Annotated in this window: 13 protein-coding genes and 1 tRNA gene; 6 read left to right on the forward strand and 8 right to left on the reverse strand. The window is 62.9% G+C overall.

What is annotated here, in order from left to right; genetic code table 11:
• Positions 1-4: 4 nt before the first annotated feature.
• The 4 genes from rpsG to CWE16_RS06850 form a co-directional block, all read right to left on the reverse strand.
• Positions 5-475 (reverse strand): 30S ribosomal protein S7, encoded by a 471-nt coding sequence (gene rpsG / locus CWE16_RS06835; RefSeq protein ID WP_131454764.1) that lies wholly within the window; start codon positions 473-475, stop codon positions 5-7.
• A gap of 72 nt (positions 476-547) precedes the next feature.
• Positions 548-922, reverse strand: a complete 375-nt coding sequence (rpsL, locus tag CWE16_RS06840) for a 30S ribosomal protein S12 (protein WP_131454763.1) — start codon at positions 920-922, stop codon at positions 548-550.
• Positions 923-996: 74 nt separating this feature from the next.
• Positions 997-1323, reverse strand: coding sequence for an AIR synthase (locus CWE16_RS06845; protein WP_131594182.1), 327 nt, complete (start codon positions 1321-1323; stop codon positions 997-999).
• 26 nt (positions 1324-1349) lie between these two features.
• On the reverse strand, positions 1350-3047 hold the full coding sequence (locus CWE16_RS06850) for a phosphodiester glycosidase family protein (protein ID WP_131594184.1): 1698 nt from the start codon (positions 3045-3047) through the stop codon (positions 1350-1352).
• A gap of 70 nt (positions 3048-3117) precedes the next feature.
• On the opposite strand from CWE16_RS06850, the gene gltB reads away from it, so the two are divergent.
• Positions 3118-7725 (forward strand): glutamate synthase large subunit, encoded by a 4608-nt coding sequence (gene gltB / locus CWE16_RS06855; RefSeq protein ID WP_131594186.1) that lies wholly within the window; start codon positions 3118-3120, stop codon positions 7723-7725.
• A 17-nt stretch (positions 7726-7742) separates the two neighbouring features.
• A complete protein-coding gene (locus CWE16_RS06860) occupies positions 7743-8084 on the forward strand; it encodes a YciI family protein (RefSeq protein WP_131594188.1) in 342 nt (113 codons plus the stop codon).
• A gap of 107 nt (positions 8085-8191) precedes the next feature.
• Here CWE16_RS06860 and lipA read toward each other — a convergent pair whose 3' ends face one another.
• On the reverse strand, positions 8192-9070 hold the full coding sequence (gene lipA, locus CWE16_RS06865) for a lipoyl synthase (RefSeq protein ID WP_131454755.1): 879 nt from the start codon (positions 9068-9070) through the stop codon (positions 8192-8194).
• Between the two features lie 18 nt (positions 9071-9088).
• Between lipA and CWE16_RS06870 the strand changes: the two genes are divergently transcribed.
• Positions 9089-9162, forward strand: a tRNA-Pro gene (locus CWE16_RS06870).
• Positions 9163-9227: 65 nt separating this feature from the next.
• Here the strand turns inward: CWE16_RS06870 and cobJ are convergent.
• Entirely contained in the window at positions 9228-11036 is a 1809-nt protein-coding gene (gene cobJ / locus CWE16_RS06875; protein ID WP_131594190.1) for a precorrin-3B C(17)-methyltransferase, read from the reverse strand.
• A 63-nt stretch (positions 11037-11099) separates the two neighbouring features.
• Complete coding sequence (locus tag CWE16_RS06880; RefSeq protein ID WP_131594192.1) at positions 11100-12434, reverse strand: hypothetical protein; 1335 nt, start codon at positions 12432-12434, stop codon at positions 11100-11102.
• A gap of 416 nt (positions 12435-12850) precedes the next feature.
• Here CWE16_RS06880 and psaA point away from each other — a divergent pair, with 416 nt between their 5' ends.
• From psaA to CWE16_RS06895, 3 genes are all read left to right on the forward strand, one after another.
• The gene (gene psaA, locus CWE16_RS06885; RefSeq protein ID WP_131454752.1) at positions 12851-15154 is read left to right on the forward strand and encodes a photosystem I core protein PsaA; all 2304 of its coding nucleotides are present in this window, start codon (positions 12851-12853) and stop codon (positions 15152-15154) included.
• A 21-nt stretch (positions 15155-15175) separates the two neighbouring features.
• The gene (gene psaB / locus CWE16_RS06890; protein WP_131454751.1) at positions 15176-17386 is read left to right on the forward strand and encodes a photosystem I core protein PsaB; all 2211 of its coding nucleotides are present in this window, start codon (positions 15176-15178) and stop codon (positions 17384-17386) included.
• Between the two features lie 169 nt (positions 17387-17555).
• Positions 17556-18311 (forward strand): DUF3598 family protein, encoded by a 756-nt coding sequence (locus CWE16_RS06895; protein ID WP_131594194.1) that lies wholly within the window; start codon positions 17556-17558, stop codon positions 18309-18311.
• Here the strand turns inward: CWE16_RS06895 and CWE16_RS06900 are convergent.
• On the reverse strand, positions 18273-19235 hold the full coding sequence (locus tag CWE16_RS06900; RefSeq protein WP_131594196.1) for a cupin: 963 nt from the start codon (positions 19233-19235) through the stop codon (positions 18273-18275). The genes CWE16_RS06895 and CWE16_RS06900 overlap by 39 nt on opposite strands.
• Between the last annotated feature and the right edge of the window lie 202 nt (positions 19236-19437).

The raw sequence follows: 19437 nt of genomic DNA on the forward strand, positions 1-19437 counted from the left end.
TGAGTCAGTAGCGGTAGTGGGCGAAAGCCTTGTTGGCTTCGGCCATCTTGTGGGTTTCTTCGCGCTTGCGAACGGCGTTGCCGGCCTCGTTGGCGGCATCCATCAATTCACCGGCGAGCTTCTGGGCCATGCTGCGGCCGTTGCGGGAACGGGAGAAGCTGACGAGCCAGCGCAGGGCCATGGCTGTGCCGCGCTCCTGGCGCACTTCCATGGGCACCTGGTAGGTCGCACCACCGACGCGACGGGCTCGCACTTCCACCAGAGGCGTGGCGTTCTTCACGGCCGTTTCGAACAGCTCGAGGGGATCGCCGCCGGTGCGCTCGCCGATCAGGCTGAAGGCATCGGACAGGATCCGCTGGGCGGTGGATTTCTTGCCGTGCTTCATCAAGCGCACCACCATCATCGTGGCGAGGCGGCTATTGAACTGGGGATCGGGAAGAATCGGGCGCTTCTCGGCGGCGTTACGGCGGGACATGAACCGTGGGTAAGGGAGAAAGGGGAAGAGGGTGGTTTCAGGATTGGGGCGTCAGTGAGAGACGCACTGCCATCACTCCTTAGGAGTCTTGGCGCCGTACTTGGAGCGCGACTGGCGACGATCCTTCACGCCGGCGGTGTCAAGCGTTCCGCGGATGATGTGATAACGGACACCAGGCAGATCCTTCACACGACCGCCGCGGATCAGCACAACAGAGTGCTCCTGGAGGTTGTGGCCGATGCCACCGATGTAGGCCGTCACTTCGAAGCCCGAGGTGAGGCGCACACGTGCCACTTTGCGCAGAGCCGAATTGGGCTTCTTGGGCGTGGACGTGTACACGCGTGTGCACACTCCCCGGCGCTCGGGACATGAGCGCAGGGCTGGAGACTTGGTCTTCGCCTTGAGGGTCTGGCGCTCGTGACGGATCAGCTGTTGGATGGTTGGCATCGACGGTCGGGATGCGGCCGGTACCCCGACCTGGTTCGACAATCCACCACCATACCGGGTCGCCTGCAGTGTCCTCAGAGGCGAGTGAAAGCACTGCCGCAAGGGCAGCAGCGAATGCCGCTGCGGGCGGTCACCAGAAAGCCGCCACCGCTGAGATCGCCGCGGTAATCAAGGCAGAGCCCCTCCAGCTGCCCCGCCTGACTTGCGGGAGCATGCAGGGTGATGCCATCGGCGCGGGCCACCGGCACTCCTCCCATGGGTCCCGGTTGCAGCCGGATCACATGGGTTTCACAGCTGCCATCCAGCAGATCAAGATGCATCTGACCTGGTGTTCCGGCCACAGCGGCCTGGCGGCCAAGCTCTGCAGCGGCAGCCGGCGTGATCAGCAGGTTCGTGCCCATGGCTCCGGATCTGATCGTGAGGTTGCTCACTCTGGCACCAGTCCCAGGGCGTTCTGCACCCGCGGTGGGAAGGACCGCCCGCTCATGACAAGCCTGTTGGCGACCAGGAGTGACGTGGAGCTGCCTCCGTCGAGGTTGAGGGCCTCTTCCAGTCCAAGTTGGCGCAGGGCCAGGCTGGTCTCGAGCAGGGTGGGATCGCTGCCGCCGGCACCCTCCAGGGTCAGCAGCCAAAGCCGATCGCGGTCTTGCGCCACAACCGTTCGCGGTGCCGCCAGTGCCATAAAGCCGGCGCTGAACCCCTCCGCACGACCATTGAGCACAACCCGGCCCCCCTGGAGTAACAGTGGGCCACCGCCCATGACTTGCCTCCGATTGCCGAGCGGATTGGAAGCCTCAGAGCGCAACTCAACGCGATCTCCAATCTGGGCCGGTAGTGGTGCGCCCCCCCTGGCCACGATCAAATCGACATCACTTGCGAGGGGCACCCCCCTGGCCAGGGCTGCGGTGCCATGAACGGCAAGCACGCGTCCATCGTCAATGCTCAGGGCCTGCTCTTGGCCGCTGAGCGCTTGGTAGACCGGCCCCCAGGCACGGGTGTAGCGACTCAGCCCCTTCTGCACATAGCCGCTGTTGAGGCTGGCCAGCCCCCAGCGCTGTCCACCGGAGACCACAAGCTCCTGATGCAGCCTCAGGCGTCCAAAGTTCAGCCGGCTGCCGCTGTCCCAGCCGATGGCCCCCCTGTTCAGGATCGGTCCTGATAGCCAGGTGCCGTCCAGACGAACCGCCCCGAGCGGAAGCTGCCGCACCCTGTTGAAAAACCCGCCGTTCACCGCGAGCAGTGCCCCGGCCGGTTGCGAGAGCTGGTTGAGGAAGCGGAGTCCTTGCTGGGCATGTAAAGGGGCAAGGGGTTGCAGGCGCAGGCCCTGCTGCAGAGGGTTGCTGCCAACCCGATAGATCCGTAGCGGTTTCACCCCCACGGTCAGCGAGCGGCGATCGAGCACGAGCCCATCGCGAATCAGCGCCTGGATCCGGGGATCGACCAGTGCCGCTGCAAGGGGGTCACGGCCTTGGCTCCTTCCACCGCCCTCGCCCGAACGGACCCCATCCAGAACGATCCGCCAGGGCTCGGCCAGCGTGAGGGAGGACAAGCTCTGCCCCGCGCCGATCAGGGTGAGTTGCAGCCGCTGACGCTGGATCCGCAGTCCCATCCCCCGCAGCTGTCCGGCCTGGGTTGGGGTGGTGCTGATTCGGAGGATCAGATCATTGCCCTGGCGCTGCACCAGCGCTGGTCCCGAGAGGTCAAAAACGAGTCGGTTGGCTGTGCTGCCCTTCCCCCGTCGCAGTCGCTGTAGGCGCGGGGAGGCCAGGGTCAGTCGCAGGGTCTGCTCCGAGCGCGACAAACCCACGCCGGTGCTGCTCAGCCAGTCCGCCACCTCGATCGCCACCTCGTCGTCCAGGCTGCGTTGCGGCAGGCTCCGCAGGCTTGCCCTGCGCCCATACCACTCCAGCTGCGGGCCGTCTGCTGCTTCGCTTCGCTGGAACCCGAGCTTGTTCACAAGAAGCTCGAGGGGTAGCCAAAGTTGCGTCGGCTGGGTTCGACCGCCCCCGACCCAGAGCCAGGGACTGTTCAGGTCCATTCCCGCCAGGCGGATGCGATCGCCCTTGATCGATCTGGCGACACGCACCTCGGCGACGGGCGCTGGCGGCAGCGGTGGATCAACCATGGGCCAGACGCTAGCCGGATCCTGAACAGGCACCACGCGTCCTTAAGATCTGAGATCGCATCGTCGGGTTATGACACACCTTTCCGGCCCCTTCTGGCCTTACTGCGACAGCAGTGCTCCAGCGGCAGTGGCCGGTGAGAAGGACGCCTGTGGTGTGGGTTTCCTGGCACAGCTTCAAGGTGAGGCCAGCCATTGGCTCCTTCAGCAGGCCCTGCGCGGTCTCGGCTGCATGGAACATCGCGGCGGGTGCGGCGGTGATGGCGATTCCGGCGATGGAGCCGGAGTGCTCTGCGGGATCCCCTGGGGTTATCTGGCGGCCGTCTGGCCCGAGGTGGCAGAGGTCACAGGTGGTCGTGGTCTGGGCATGATGTTCATGCCTGCAGACCCCAGTCGCTGCGCCGAGGCACAGCGATTTGCGGCGGAGGAGGCAGAGGCCCTCGGCTTGCGCTCCTGCGGCTGGCGTGAGGTACCGGTGGACCCATCCGTGCTCGGCCCCTTGGCGCGCGAGACCGCTCCAGCGATCCACCAGTGGCTCGTGGCAGCTGATCAGGCTGGCGATGAGCTGGAGGCCCTGCTTTTCCGCTTGCGGCGTCGGATCGGTGATCGCGCCCGCCAGGTCTGGGGGGCTGAGGCGGCTCGGGATCTCTATGTGGCCTCCCTCAGCAGCCGCACTGTTGTGTACAAGGGCATGGTGCGGTCGGAGGTTCTCGCGGCCTTCTTCGCCGATCTCCGCGATCCGCGCTTTGCGGTGAGTTTTGCGGTTTATCACCGCCGCTTCAGCACCAACACCCTGCCCCGCTGGCCCCTTGCCCAGCCCATGCGATTGCTGGGCCATAACGGGGAAATCAATACGCTGCTGGGCAACCTCAACTGGGCCCGGGCCTCCGAGTCCCGCTTGCATGAGGTCTGGGGTGAAGCTGCGGGTGACCTCAACCCAGTGGTCAATCCGGCCTTTAGTGATTCAGCCAACCTCGATGCCACCCTCGAGTTACTCGTCCGCAGTGGTCGTTCGATCACGGACAGCTTGATCACCCTGGTTCCGGAGGCCTTCCGTCACCAGCCTGAGCTCGAAAGTCGGCCTGCTGTGCAGGCCATGTATGAGTTCAATGCCGGCATTCAGGAGCCCTGGGATGGCCCAGCGCTTCTCGTGTTTGCCGATGGCAAGCGGGTGGGCGCCACCCTCGACCGCAACGGCCTCCGCCCGGCCCGCTGGTGCACGACCAGCGATGGCTTCGTGATCATGGGCTCGGAGACCGGTGTGGTGGACCTCAGCGGCAAAACCGTGGTCAGCCGTGGCCGCCTCGGCCCGGGGCAGATGCTGGCTGTGGATCTCGAGCGGGGCGAGCTGCTCGAAAACTGGGCTGTGAAAGAAGACGCGGCATCACGCCATCCCTACGCCAGCTGGCTTGAGCAGCATCGCCGCCACCTTGATGCCCAGGCCTGGACGCAGGACCGTCAGCTCGGTGATCTGGATCTGCTGCGTTTGCAGACAGCGACTGGTTTCACCGCCGAAGATCTCGAGCTGGTGATCGAGGACATGGCGGGTGCCGGTAAGGAGCCCACCTACTGCATGGGAGATGACATCCCTCTGGCGGTGCTCTCTGACAAGCCGCATCTGCTTTACGACTATTTCAAGCAGCGCTTCGCTCAGGTCACCAACCCGCCGATTGATCCCCTGAGGGAAAAGCTGGTGATGAGCCTTGAGATGCATCTCGGTGAACGCCGCCCCGCCCTTCGCCCCCAGGCGGAGGCCGCAGCTCTGGTGCACCTCGACTCGCCGGTGCTGAATGAAGAGGAGCTTCGGGCTCTGGCGCAGCAGGGTCTGCCTTGCACGACCCTGTCGACGCAATTTGATCCCACGGCTTCGGCTAACAGTCTCCCGGAGGCTCTGGATCGGCTCTGTGCCGCTGCCACCGCTGCCGTGGAGTCCGGGACGCAGATCCTTGTGCTCAGCGATCGCCATGGCCTGGCCGGCATGCCTGCTTCGCTTGAGGCCACCGCTGCCGCCTTGCCACCCCTACTGGCTGTTGGTGCCGTGCACCATCACCTGCTTCGGACGGGCCAGCGCCTGCGCTGTTCTCTGGTGGTGGAGACCGCCCAGTGCTGGAGCACCCATCACCTCGCTTGTCTGATCGGCTACGGCGCTAGTGCCGTCTGCCCCTGGCTCACCTGGGAGACCACCCGCCACTGGCTGGCCCATCCCAAAACTCAGAAGCGAATCGAACAGGGCAAACTGCCTGCCCTCACCCCTGGAGACGCCCAGGCGAATGTGCGGATCGCCCTGGAGAATGGTCTCCGCAAGATCCTCTCCAAGATCGGCATCTCCCTGCTCGCCAGTTATCACGGTGCTCAGATCTTTGAGGCGATCGGTCTCGGTGCCGACGTGGTGGAGCGATCCTTTGCAGGGACCACCAGCCGGGTGGCGGGCCTCTCCATGCGCGAGTTGGCCAGGGAAACGCTTCTGCTCCATGCCAAGGCCTTCCCCGAGCTCAACCGCAGCAAGCTCGAGTTCATGGGCTTTGTGCAGTACCGCACTGGCGGTGAATACCACCTCAACAGCCCGGAGATGGCGAAGGTGCTGCATAAGGCCGTCCATGAAGGCCCCGGTTATGACCACTTCGGCATCTATCGCACGCTTCTGGAGAACAGGCCGGTGACCGCCTTGCGGGACCTGCTTGAGTTCAGGACTGCGTCCACGCCCCTCCCCCTTGATCAGGTGGAGAGTGTGGAAAGCATCTGTTCCCGCTTTTGTACCGGCGGTATGAGCCTTGGAGCTCTCTCCCGGGAAGCCCATGAAGTCCTCGCCGTGGCGATGAATCGCATTGGCGGCAAGAGCAACAGTGGCGAGGGCGGTGAGGATCCGGCCCGCTTCCGTCCGCTCAATGATGTGGATGCTGAGGGGCGTTCGGCGACTCTCCCGGCCATTAAGGGACTGCGCAACGGTGATACCGCCTGCTCAGCCATCAAGCAGATTGCTTCAGGCCGCTTTGGTGTGACGGCGGAATATCTGCGCAGCGGCAAGCAGTTGGAGATCAAGGTGGCCCAGGGGGCCAAGCCCGGCGAGGGCGGTCAGCTGCCCGGCCCCAAAGTGGATGAGTACATCGCCTGGTTGCGCAACAGCAAGCCCGGGGTGGCGTTGATTTCGCCACCACCGCATCACGACATCTATTCGATTGAGGATCTGGCGCAGTTGATCCACGATCTGCACCAGGTGCATCCGAGCGCCAAGGTGTCGGTGAAATTGGTGGCTGAGATCGGCATCGGCACGATCGCTGCCGGAGTGGCCAAAGCCAATGCCGATGTGATCCAGATTTCTGGACATGACGGTGGCACGGGCGCCTCACCTCTGAGCTCGATCAAACATGCCGGTGGTCCCTGGGAACTCGGTCTTACCGAGGTCCATCGCAGCTTGATGGAGAACGGCTTGCGCGATCGCGTGCTCCTGCGTGCCGATGGCGGCCTCAAAACAGGTTGGGATGTGGTGATGGCAGCGTTGCTGGGCGCTGAGGAATTCGGTTTCGGATCGGTGGCGATGATCGCCGAAGGCTGCATCATGGCTCGCGTCTGTCACACCAATAATTGCCCCGTTGGTGTGGCCACCCAGAAGGAGGCCCTGCGTCAACGCTTCACAGGGCTGCCTGAGCATGTCGTCAATTTCTTCCTCTACGTTGCCGAAGAGGTGCGTCAGCTGCTGAGCGTGCTGGGTGTGGCACGTCTCGAGGATTTGATCGGTCGCAATGAACTGCTGCAGAGGCGGCAGGTGAAACTCGAGAAGACGGAGTCCCTGGATCTCACCACCCTGCTGGCTCCAGTGGCAGGCACGGACAATCGCTCTTGGCTCACCCACGCTGCCGATGCCCATGGCAATGGAGCGGTGCTCGAGGATCAGCTGTTGGCCGATGCCGAGCTGATGGCGGCGATTGAGAGCCACGGCACGATTCAGCGCAGCATCGAGATCGTGAACACCGACCGCAGCGTCTGCGCTCGTCTTGCCGGTGAGATTGCTGCTCGCCACGGCAACCGCGGTTTTAACGGTCAGTTGCAGCTCCATTTCCAGGGTGCTGCAGGCCAGAGCTTCGGGGCCTTCCTTGTCCAGGGCATGGATGTACGCCTGCAGGGCGAAGCCAATGACTACATCGGCAAGGGAATGAACAGTGGCCGGATCGTGCTGGTGCCGAACCCAGGCACCGCGTCTCCTGGGGACCAGGTCATTCTTGGCAACACCTGCCTGTATGGCGCAACGGGGGGTGAGTTACTGGTGCATGGCCGCGCCGGCGAGCGGTTTGCGGTGCGGAACAGCGGTGCTCGCACCGTGGTCGAAGGCACTGGTGACCACTGCTGTGAATACATGACCGGTGGAGTGGTGGTCGTGCTTGGCAGCACTGGCCGGAACGTCGGCGCTGGCATGACGGGTGGGGTGGCCTTCATCCTCGATGAGTCGGGTGGCCTGGTGGACCGGGTGAACCACGAGATCGTGGAGATTCGTGCCGTCGACACCAGCGAGCAGGAAGCTGTACTCAAGCCCTTGTTGGAAGCCCATCTGGCCTCCACAGGTAGTGAGAAGGCCGCGGCGATCCTCTCTGACTGGAGCAGCTGGAAGAGCCGCTTCAAGCTGCTGGTCCCTCCCAGCGAGCGGGCGGCTATGGGTCTGGTCGATCGCACGGCCGTTGCGGCCTGATCCTCCAGGCCCCGCCTGTGCCCTTTTTCATCAAGCACGAGACGTTCACTGCCGCGACGGCCACACTCACTGTGGAGCAGCGCCGAAGCCATCTGGAAGCCCATTGCCACTGGGTTGAGCAACTCCGGGCGGCGGGGATGGTGATCTCAAGTGGCTTTCTTGTGAATCGTGAGGGGCAGCCTGGCGGCGGCGGGCTGTTGGTGCTGAAGGCTGAGAGCTACGACCAAGCCCTGGCACTTGTGCAGAAGGATCCGATGATTGCCCGCGGCCTTGTGCACTGGACCTTGGAGGAATGGCGCCCGGTGGCGGGACTGGAGATCATCGCTGACCCGTCTCCCGTTCCAGGCCGGCGCGACTGAGGTTCCATTGTTGGATCGCGGTTGCTTCGCCGCTGCGCGCAGCCTGGCTCGGTCAGCGCCTTCCGCATTTGGATTGAACAGGCTGTCTGATTCGCGCGCCCATGCCTTCAGCGCGGATGCGATGCCATCAGTTTCCGCACTTCGCCCGCGTGATAACTGCTGCGGGTGAGTGGTGTGCTCACCACCTGCAGGAAGCCGAGCTCCTCTTCGCCATGGCGGCGGAACGCTTCGAACTGCTCTGGCCGTACGAAGCGGTCCACCGGTAGGTGCTTGGGGCCAGGGGAGAGGTACTGGCCGATGGTGACGATGTCGACGTCATGGCGGCGTAGGTCGGCGAGGGTCTCGAGCACCTCTTGATCGGTTTCGCCCAGCCCCACCATCAGCCCTGACTTGCTGTAGACCCTTGACCAACCATGGCGAACCCGCTCCAGCAGTTCCAAGGATCGGCTGTAGACACCCTGGGGCCGGGCTTTGCGATAAAGGCTGGGAACGGTCTCGATGTTGTGGTTGAGCACGTCTGGACCGGCGTCCAAGACCGTGGCCAGTGCCTCCCAGTTGCCGCAGAAATCAGGAATCAGCAGTTCGATCGTGGTCTGGGGTGAGCGTTGTCGCACCTGTTCGATGCAGGCCACAAACTGACTGGCCCCGCCGTCGGTGAGATCGTCGCGGTTCACTGAGGTGATCACCACGTGCTTGAGGCCAAGCCGCGCCACGGCTTCCCCGAGGCGCTCGGGCTCGGTGGGATCCAGCTCTCGAACACTTTTGTCGAAATCAATGTCGCAATAGGGGCAAGCGCGGGTGCAGCCGGGCCCCATGATCAGAAACGTGGCGGTGCCGCCGGCGAAGCATTCGCCGATATTCGGGCAGCTGGCCTCCTGACAAACCGTATTGAGCCTGAGGTCGAGAAGCAGGTCAGCAACAGCGCCGATGCGCTCGCGCTGCGGCGCTTTCACGCGCAGCCACTCAGGTTTCAGGGTGGAGGTCATCTTCTACAGTCGGGCCATCGGGATGTAGCGCAGCTTGGTAGCGCACTTCGTTCGGGACGAAGGGGCCGCAGGTTCGAATCCTGTCATCCCGACTGCATGAGTCATGCCCTTCGAGGTCAGGAGTTGGGCTCTCTTTTCTAACGACCGCTAGGGATAGTCAGCTCAGGCTGGCTCCCGGATAGCCCCGTGGGGTGACCATGGTTCCGGCTTTCGCATAAGTGGTGCTGTTCCCGATCAGCACCACCGTGAGCATGTCGACATCACAGGGATTCAGCGCTTCCAGCGTGGTGTGTTGGATCGTCTCGTCATCCCTTCCCAGCTGCCTGGCCAACACCACAGGGGTGCTGCCCTCTCGTTCGGTTCTCAGCAGCTCGATGGCTCGCGCCAGCTGCCAATCGCGCCCCTTGGAGCGGGGGTTGTAGAGCGCTACGACGAAATCGCCTGCCGCCGCTCCCTCCAGGCGCCGTTCGATCACTGCCCAGGGGGTGAGCCGGTCGCTCAGGCTGATGGTGCAGAAGTCGTGCATGAGCGGAGCGCCCGCCCGAGCCGCTGCCAGCTGCAGGGCTGAGATTCCTGGATGCACTTGAAAACTGGGCCGATGGCCTTCGGGTTGTTGCAACCAGAGCTCTAGGGCCAGGCCCGCCATGCCGTAGATGCCGCTCTCGCCTGATGAGATCAAGGCCACCTTCACCCCCTGCTGTGCCAGGTCGAGGGCCTCGGCGCAGCGCTCCCATTCGCGGGTGAGCTGGCCGTCAAGGCGGGCCTGGTCGCTCCGGCGCAGGGGCTCGAGCAGATCGAGGTACAGCCCGTAGCCCACCCAGACGGCACAGCGTGCCAGGGCGCGACTGGCATCAGCGGTGAGCAGGCTCAGGTCTCCGGGGCCGCTGCCAATCAGATGCAGTTCCCCCCGTTGAGGTGCATAGGGCTGTCCGCCAAGGGCGATCGCCACCGTGGCCGCTCCCTGTTCCTCCGGGCCAAGCGGCTTCTCAATGCTTTTCGCCTGGACCAGGCGCCCTTCGGTTCCAGCCGCCAGGAGGGCGGCGGCTTCCGCCACCGATGGGGTTCCCATTTCTGCTTTTACAACGGGGGATGGGGTGGGGACTTCAACAGCAGCCAAGGCTTCTGGCTCGAAAAGCTGGAGGGGCCAGCCTTGTTCCTCAGTTATCTGGAGCAGGGCTGGTTCATCCCCCTTGCGCGTGATGGTGCTCAGCCCTGCCACCGCCTCGGGGGCGAGTCCTGACTGGCGCAAGGCCCGGTCGATCGCGCGAAGCACAAGGCTTGGGCTGGTGTCGCGCTCACAGCCGATCCCCAGCCAGAGACAGGCCGGATGCCAGCGGCAGCCATCAGCAGGGCTGGCCTCCGCTGTGACTGTGAGATCGGCATACGCTTCCTCTTCCGCTTCACAACAGTGATCTGCCGCTCCTGGCAGTTGACGCCACAGTTGGCTGCCGACCGATTGGCGGATGGTGCTGGTCTCGCCCCCGGCTTGGCGGATCATGAGGTCATGCCAGGCCCCCGTGGGACCTCCCCGCCGCCAGCCCCAGGCTTCCCCGAAGGCATCAAGGGCCAGGCGTCCCTGGCTGGCAGCATCGCCGGTGAGCACTGCCTCACCTCCTAGTTCTGCCGCCAATTCGCGGGCTTGCTGTTCAGCGCCTGCGGTGTGGCTTCCCAGCAAGGGGATGACAACGCGTCCGTGGGCATCGAGCACCAGCACAGCTGGATCCTGATCTTTATGGGTCAGCAGGGGTGCCACCAAGCGAGTGACGGCTCCCAACGCGCCGATCACGATCAGGGTGCTGCTGCGCGCCCAGTGCTCGTTCAGGAGGTCTGCGGCACGACCAATCTGGAGATCGGCAGGTTGCTCCTGAAGCCCTGAGGCCGCTTGAACGGTCAGGGCAAGGGTGTCGACGTAACCGCCTTGCTTGAGGCGTTGCAGCAATGGCCAGGCGCTGGCGGAAAGCCCCATGGCCAGAGAGTGGGGAGCGTTAGAGGCGGGCGTTGCGGCGTTCAGAACGTCAGGCTCAAAGGATCAGCGCTGGGTGCCATCGGCGTTCAACAGCTCCCGAGCTGATCCTCCCAGGCTGCTGGTGGGGGCGAGTGGCGGCGGCTCGGCCCGGGGGATCAGACGGGTTGCAGGTTGCTCCTGAGAAGGCTGTTCTGGCACAGGGTCTGTCCCGTCTGGTTGGGCAGCACGTGCGTCTTCGACCGGTGCGTTTTGCGCGGGTGGTTCTGCTGTGGATGCGTTCTCTGTTGGCACATTCTCCGTTGGCACCTTCTCTGTTGCCGCTGTCGCAGGGCTTGCTGCTTGTGGGGCAACCGCTGGGGCGTTCGGCGTCTGCTCCGATGATGGGGCGACGATTGGATCGGCCTCAGGCTCTGCAATGGCGGCTGGTTTGGAGGCTGGCTCCTGCTCGGGAAGTGCCTGGCCCAGGAGTCGCGCCAGCTGCTGACCACTCAGGCTGGATTGCATCCAAACGGGCCTCTTGCCTCGGCGGTTGCTCACGACCCGCAGTTGATTGTTAAACACGGGAGTGATCGGTTCGCCCAGGCTGTCGAGCAGTTCCATCTGCACCTCCTGGTTCCCGCTGCCCTGGCCGCGAATCCAGAGAGCCTCCTGGCGATCCATGAGGAAGCTGTCGCCGTTGAGGGTGAGTCGCAGACGCCAGCGGGCATCCCCTGCTCGCAGGTTCTGGAGCGGTGCATTCCAGATGAGCCAGTCGAGCAGCAGCGGCTCGCCTGCGCTGAGTTCTGATGGGCTGACAAGCTCCAGCCAGGGGGCGTTTTGTTCCGGTTGGGTGCCTTCGAGAGCCTGGGCTTGATGGAGCCGCCAGTTCAGGCTGGCGCCAGGGGTCTTCACCGCTTCCCCCCACGGATACGCGGCGTAGGCACTGAGCCTGTGACTGCCCGGGCTGAGGGCTGGCAGTTGAGCCTGCAGATGCCCGTTGCTCACTTGGCTGAAGCGCTGAGGCGGTGACCCATCGATTTGCAGAGCGATGTGGGCACCGAGGCCGAGCTCTGGATCTGAGGCTGCAGGCCAGTCCTCCACCCTGAGCTTCAGGGTCCAGGTCTCCCCATTGAGCACGCTGTCGTTGCTAGGCCCTTCAAGGCTCAGGCGAGGCTGGTGGCTCGCAAGCTCTCGCCGCAGCTGCTGGACGGCCCCTGGTGCGGCGACCTCCTGTAGTCGGCCTGAGGGACCGGCTGCGGGCAGCGTCACTGGCTCGCGATCAGCCGTCCCCCGTGACCAAGGCAGGCTGAGGGCCTGTGCCGGGGCTGGGACCTCTAGAAGGATCAGCACAGAGATCAGGCCCGTCATCAGGCCTGTCATCAGGACGGTGATCAGGCGGCGCAGAGCCGAGTCCCCCATGGACGGTGCGGCGGATAGAAGGCATTCTGGTCTGAAGGCGCACAGGTGCCCAGTCGCCAGAGTTTGTGTTAGCGGATGGGAATTGTTTTTCCGAATTGATAAAACAAGCGCGATCAATCTTCTCGGATTTGCTGTTAATCAGCCTTCCGCAGACCCCATGCCACGACTGGTGCGCTGAGGGATTGAACCTTTGTAACTCCCGTGCCGAGTGGCGGATCTTCGCCTCTATGCTTCCGCCAGCGGTCCCCTCTTTGGGGCCCAATGCTCCAGTGAGAGTCAGGGGTTTCCGCCTCTGAAAACCACTGGCGCCCGGGTGTGGTGAAGCCTTGCTGCGCTGCATCCGGGGCCCCGATGAACCTCCGGTTTGTCGGAGGGGTGGCCCTCCACCTCGACCCCGTCCCTCGAGGAACGACTCGATGACCATCAGCCCACCAGAGCGTGGGAGCACCGCGAAGAGCCAGGTCGAAAAGGTCGACAATCCAGCGACCTTTGAACTGTTCGGCAAGCCCGGACATTTCGACCGTGCCCTCGCGAAAGGTCCCAAAACCACCACCTGGGTTTGGAACCTCCACGCCAACGCTCACGATTTCGACAGCCACACGAGTGACCTTGAGGAGGTCTCTCGGAAGATCTTCAGTGCTCACTTCGGCCACTTGGCCGTGATCTTCATCTGGCTGAGCGGCGCCTTCTTCCATGGCGCTCGCTTCTCCAACTTCTCCGGCTGGCTTGCCGATCCCACCCACGTGAAGCCCAGTGCTCAGGTGGTGTGGCCGGTGTTCGGCCAGGAGATCCTCAATGGCGATATGGGTGCCGGTTTCCAAGGCATTCAGATCACCTCCGGTCTCTTCCACGTCTGGCGTGCCTGGGGCATCACCAACGAGACGCAGCTGATGGCCCTGGCCATTGGCGCCCTGGTGATGGCCGGCTTGATGCTGAACGCCGGCGTTTTCCACTACCACAAGGCAGCTCCAAAGCTGGAGTGGTTCCAGAACGTTGAGTCCATGCTCAACCACCACCTGGCCGGTCTTCTCGGCCTGGGGTCACTGTCCTGGACCGGACACCTTCTGCACGTGTCTCTGCCCACCACCAAGTTGATGGATGCCATCGACGCCGGCCAGCCGCTGGTGCTCAACGGCAAGACCATCGCTTCCGTGGCTGACATTCCCCTGCCCCACGAGTTCTTCAACCAGGATCTGCTTGCGCAGCTCTATCCCGGATTCAGCGCCGGCATCGGTGCCTTCTTCCGTGGTGACTGGGCCGCCTACAGCGATTTCCTGACCTTCAAGGGTGGCGTGAACCCCGTCACCGGCAGCATGTGGATGAGCGACATCGCCCATCACCATCTGGCCATCGCGGTGCTGTTCATCGTGGCCGGTCACATGTACCGCACCAACTGGGGCATCGGTCACTCCATCAAGGAGATCCTCGAGGGTCAGAAGGGCGATCCCCTGCTGTTCCCAGCCTCCAAGGGCCATGACGGCCTGTTTGAGTTCATGACCACCAGCTGGCATGCACAGCTGTCCGTGAACCTCGCCCTTCTGGGCTCCCTGAGCATCATCGTTGCTCAGCACATGTACGCGATGCCTCCCTATCCGTACATGGCGATCGATTACCCCACCCAGATCGGTCTGTTCACCCATCACATGTGGATCGGTGGCTTCCTGATCGTCGGTGCCGCCGCTCACGGCGCGATCGCGATGATCCGCGACTACGACCCCGCCAAGCATGTGGACAACGTGCTCGACCGGGTGCTCAAGGCTCGCGATGCCCTGATCAGTCACCTGAACTGGGTCTGCATCTGGCTGGGCTTCCACAGCTTCGGCCTTTACATCCACAACGACACCATGCGTGCCCTGGGCCGTCCCCAGGACATGTTCAGCGACTCTGCGATTCAGCTGAAGCCCGTCTTCGCTCAATGGATCCAGGGCCTCCACGCCGCCGCTGCCGGTAGCACTGCTCCCAACGCTCTTTCCAGCGTGAGTGAAGTGTTCAACGGCACTGTCGTGGCTGTGGGCGGCAAGGTCGCCGCTGCCCCGATTCCTCTGGGCACCGCCGATTTCATGGTGCACCACATCCATGCCTTCACGATTCACGTGACGGTGTTGATCCTGCTCAAGGGTGTTCTCTACGCCCGCAGCTCCCGCCTCGTGCCCGATAAGGCCAACCTGGGCTTCCGCTTCCCCTGCGATGGCCCCGGTCGTGGTGGCACCTGTCAGGTGTCCGCCTGGGACCACGTGTTCCTGGGTCTGTTCTGGATGTACAACTCCCTGTCCATCGTGATCTTCCACTTCTCCTGGAAGATGCAGAGCGATGTGTGGGGCACGGTGAATGCTGACGGTTCCGTCCAGCACATCACCAACGGCAACTTTGCCAACAGCGCCATCACCATCAACGGCTGGCTGCGTGACTTCCTGTGGGCTCAGGCCGCACAGGTGATCAACAGCTACGGCTCCAACACCAGTGCCTACGGCCTGATGTTCCTTGGTGCTCACTTCGTCTGGGCCTTCAGCCTGATGTTCCTGTTCAGCGGCCGCGGCTACTGGCAGGAGCTGATTGAGTCCATCGTCTGGGCTCACAACAAGCTGAAGGTGGCTCCCGCCATCCAGCCCCGTGCGCTGTCCATCACCCAGGGCCGTGCCGTGGGTGTTGCCCACTACCTCCTGGGCGGCATTGCGACCACCTGGGCCTTCTTCCACGCCCACATCCTTGTGGTCGGCTGATCTCCACCTGTCTTTTCCCTAATGGCAACGAAATTTCCTTCGTTCAGCCAGGGTCTGGCACAGGACCCGACAACCCGTCGTATTTGGTACGGCATCGCCACGGCTCACGACTTCGAGAGCCATGACGGAATGACGGAGGAGAAGCTTTATCAAAAGCTCTTCTCCACCCATTTCGGTCACCTGGCGATCATCGGCCTCTGGGTTTCGGGCAACCTGTTCCACATCGCCTGGCAGGGCAACTTCGAGCAGTGGGTCGCCGACCCCCTGCACGTGCGCCCCATCGCTCACGCAATCTGGGATCCCCACTTCGGTCAGGGCGCGATTGACGCCTTCACCCAGGCGGGTGCTTCCTCCCCGGTGAACATTGCCTACTCAGGCCTTTATCACTGGTTCTACACAATCGGCATGAAGACCAATGCCGAGCTGTATCAGGGTTCCATCTTCATGATGATCCTGTCGGCTTGGGCCCTCTTCGCCGGCTGGCTGCACCTGCAGCCCAAGTTCCGTCCCTCCCTGGCTTGGTTCAAGAACGCTGAATCACGCCTCAACCACCACCTGGCCGTTCTCTTCGGCTTCAGCTCCATTGCCTGGACCGGTCACCTGGTTCACGTTGCGATCCCTGAATCCCGCGGTCAGCACGTTGGTTGGGACAACTTCCTCAACGTGATGCCTCACCCCGCCGGTCTGGGACCCTTCTTCACCGGCAACTGGGGCGTGTACGCCCAGAACCCCGACTCCATGGGTCAGGTGTTCGGTACCGCTGAAGGCTCAGGCACCGCGATCCTGACCTTCCTGGGTGGTTTCCATCCTCAGACGGAAGCCCTCTGGCTCACCGACATTGCGCATCACCACCTGGCCATCGGCGTTCTGTTCGTGATCGCCGGTCACATGTACCGGACCAACTTCGGTATTGGCCATTCCATCCGCGAGATCCTCGAAGCCCACAACCCACCCAAAGGCACCCCTGGTGACCTGGGCGCTGGCCACAAGGGTCTTTACGACACCATCAACAACAGCCTGCACTTCCAGCTCGGCCTCGCTCTGGCTTCCCTCGGCGTGGTCACCAGCCTGGTGGCGCAGCACATGTACTCGATGCCCTCGTATGCCTTCATCGCGAAGGACTACACGACTCAGGCAGCCCTGTACACCCACCACCAGTACATCGCCATCTTCCTGATGTGCGGTGCCTTCGCCCACGGTGCGATCTTCTTCATCCGTGACTACGACCCCGAAGCCAACAAGGACAATGTCCTGGCCCGGATGCTCGAGCACAAGGAAGCGATCATCAGCCACCTGAGCTGGGTCTCCCTGTTCCTCGGTTTCCATACCCTCGGCCTCTACGTCCACAACGACGTGGTCGTCGCTTTCGGTACTCCCGAGAAGCAGATTTTGGTGGAGCCCGTCTTCGCTCAGTTCGTCCAGGCCGCTTCCGGCAAGGCGATCTATGGCTTCGACGTGCTGCTTTCCAATGCCGGTGGTGTAGCTGCCAACGCCAACGCTGCCTACATGGGCGGTTGGATGGATGCCATCAATAATGGTGGCAACGACCTGTTCCTTCCCATCGGCCCTGGTGACTTCCTGGTCCACCACGCCATCGCTCTTGGACTCCACACCACCACCCTGATCCTTGTGAAGGGTGCACTGGACGCCCGTGGTTCCAAGCTGATGCCTGACAAGAAGGACTTCGGCTACTCCTTCCCCTGCGACGGCCCCGGCCGTGGCGGCACCTGCGACATCTCGGCCTGGGACGCCTTCTATCTGGCTGTCTTCTGGGCTCTGAACACCGTGGGTTGGCTCACCTTCTACTGGCACTGGAAGCACCTCGCCATCTGGCAGGGCAACGTGGCTCAGTTCAATGAGTCCAGCACCTATCTGATGGGCTGGTTCCGTGATTACCTGTGGCTCAACAGCTCCCAGCTGATCAACGGTTACAACCCCTTCGGCAGCAACAACCTCGCCGTCTGGGCCTGGATGTTCCTGTTCGGCCACCTGGTGTGGGCGACCGGCTTCATGTTCCTGATCTCCTGGCGTGGTTATTGGCAGGAGCTGATCGAGACCATCGTCTGGGCTCATCAGCGCACGCCTCTCGCCAACCTGGTGGGCTGGCGCGACAAGCCTGTAGCTCTGTCGATCGTTCAGGCCCGTGTGGTGGGTCTCGCCCACTTCACGATCGGCTACATCCTCACGTACGCCGCCTTCCTGATCGCCTCCACATCCGGCAAGTTCGGCTGATTGCTCAGCTGAATCCATCTGGATTCCCCAAGAGTCGTTCCTCGACCCCGTCCGGATCACCGGGCGGGGTTTTTGCTTGGGATCCAAAGTTGAGGCGGCCTTGTGTGGTCGACAGTTGCAGCGCTCTCATCGCTGAAGGCTTAGCGTCACGATCCTTTCGATCTCATCGATGACCAGCCAGTGGGAGAACTTTCTGCGCAATCTCGGTGAGTGGCATGGCACCTTTGCGTCACTTGATTCTCAGCAGCGAGAGTTGTCTCGTACCAGTTCGATTCTCACCTTGGAGCAGGGAGATGATGAGCGTTTGGTGCGCTTTGGCTTGCAGCGCTGGGAGGACCCTGCTCTTTCCGGCTCGGCGGCTGATCGCGGCGCACCCACTAGCTCCATGCAGCAGGACTATCGAACACTGGGGCGTCAGGTTGTCTTTTTCCCTTCAGGCACGTTCTGCAAGGGGTCCCAGCAGCTTGCTCCTGGGACTGCTTTTGGAGGCGAATTCGGTTTTATCGACGCCGACCGGCGCCATCGCCTGGTGATTCTTTTTAGTGAGTCCGGAATATTTGAGCGATCTGTTCTGATTCGGGAGTTTCGAGCCGGAACTGATGAGCCTGAGCGCCCATCCCTTTCGCCTGAGCAGCTGACTGGTGAATGGCATGGCGAGGAGCTGACGATCACGGCGGACTGGCCTGAACCATCGCTGGCCTCTGTGCAGTCGTGCCTTGGAGTTCAGGATCTTGCTGGAGTCCGTTGGCTGCCCGATGGCGGTGCTTTTCGCGTGCCTGAGCAAGTCAGCCATCGCGCTTCTTTTTGCGTGGAAGCCTGGTGGATGCCGGCTGATAGACAGCTTGAGCAGTTGATCCGTCGCTATGACAGCTCTGGTGCCTGGCAGTCAGTCACCCAGCGGCGTCTCCGTCGCCAGACCCCCTGAGCTGCTGAACAGGATGTCGAGAGTGCGCAGATAGGTGTGCAGGCCGGCATCTTGAATGGGAAGTACATAGGCATCGGCTCCTGATTCGTTGTGGTGCGAATGCCAGTAGCCGGGCGGTGTCACGAAGGAGGCGCCTTCAAGCCAATCCTCTCGATGGGGATTGAGAATCCTGCCATCACGATCCAGCTGCGTGCCGATCAGGGTGTAACAGCCTGGTTGGCAGGCCACGGCGAAATCGAGAGCAATGGATTGGTGGCGGTGTGGCTTCTGCTCCTGTCCCGCCGGCAGGATCCCCAGCATGGCCCAGAGTGTGTGGCTGACCGTGCGCGACTGAGCGAAGGCGCTGTTGCCCAGGAGCACGCTCACCCGATTGGCCTTGGCACCGGAGGGGCTTTCGGCGATTTCAGCTAGATGGCGCTGACTGTCGCGGTGGCTGTAGAAGGTTGGTTGAAACCGGCTTTCGCTTGGGGTGACTCCGAGATGACGCAACAGGGGTGCGTCGTGAACCCAGTAGATGGCGGCCTTGTGGCCGCAAGTGTGGATGGCGTCGCCGCCGGCCGGCAGCACAAGGATGTCGCCTTTGCTCCAGGCGAAGCGTTCACCACAGGCTGCGGTTTCTCCCTCGCCCTCGGCCACGAAGAACAGCTGGCTGGTCGCTACGGCGGCGGTTCGCAACTCGCCTTGATCCAGGCGGATGAAGTTGGCACACAGAGACGGACCCGTGGCGGGGCCTGCGCAGCCCAGCTCCTGACTCAAATCCAGTGGCAGCACCGCGCTACCAGGCTCCTGGAAGAAGGCAGGTGAGAAGGATCGATAGGGCACCAACGCTGTCAGGCCACTGCGAATCGGGTTGGCGGCTTCGCCATAGGAGAAGAATTGCGCCTGCTCCGAGGAGGTGCGCTGGGTCGATGCACTGCTGACCATGACGGACACACCACACGACAAAGAGGCTTACACCTTACGAATCGCTGCACGCCGGTTCCGTATGCATCGCGTCACTGTTGGGTGGCGATGCAGTCACATTTGGGGCTTGGCTCCGCGCTCCACTGGGCAGAGCCTGTGCAGTTGCTTGTCATGCCCCCGTCCCGCTGGCCATCGATTCCTCCCAAGCTCGAGTTGGTGCTTC

The sequence above is a fragment of the Synechococcus sp. BS55D genome (genome assembly GCF_004332415.1).
In the GTDB taxonomy this organism is placed as follows: domain Bacteria; phylum Cyanobacteriota; class Cyanobacteriia; order PCC-6307; family Cyanobiaceae; genus Synechococcus_C.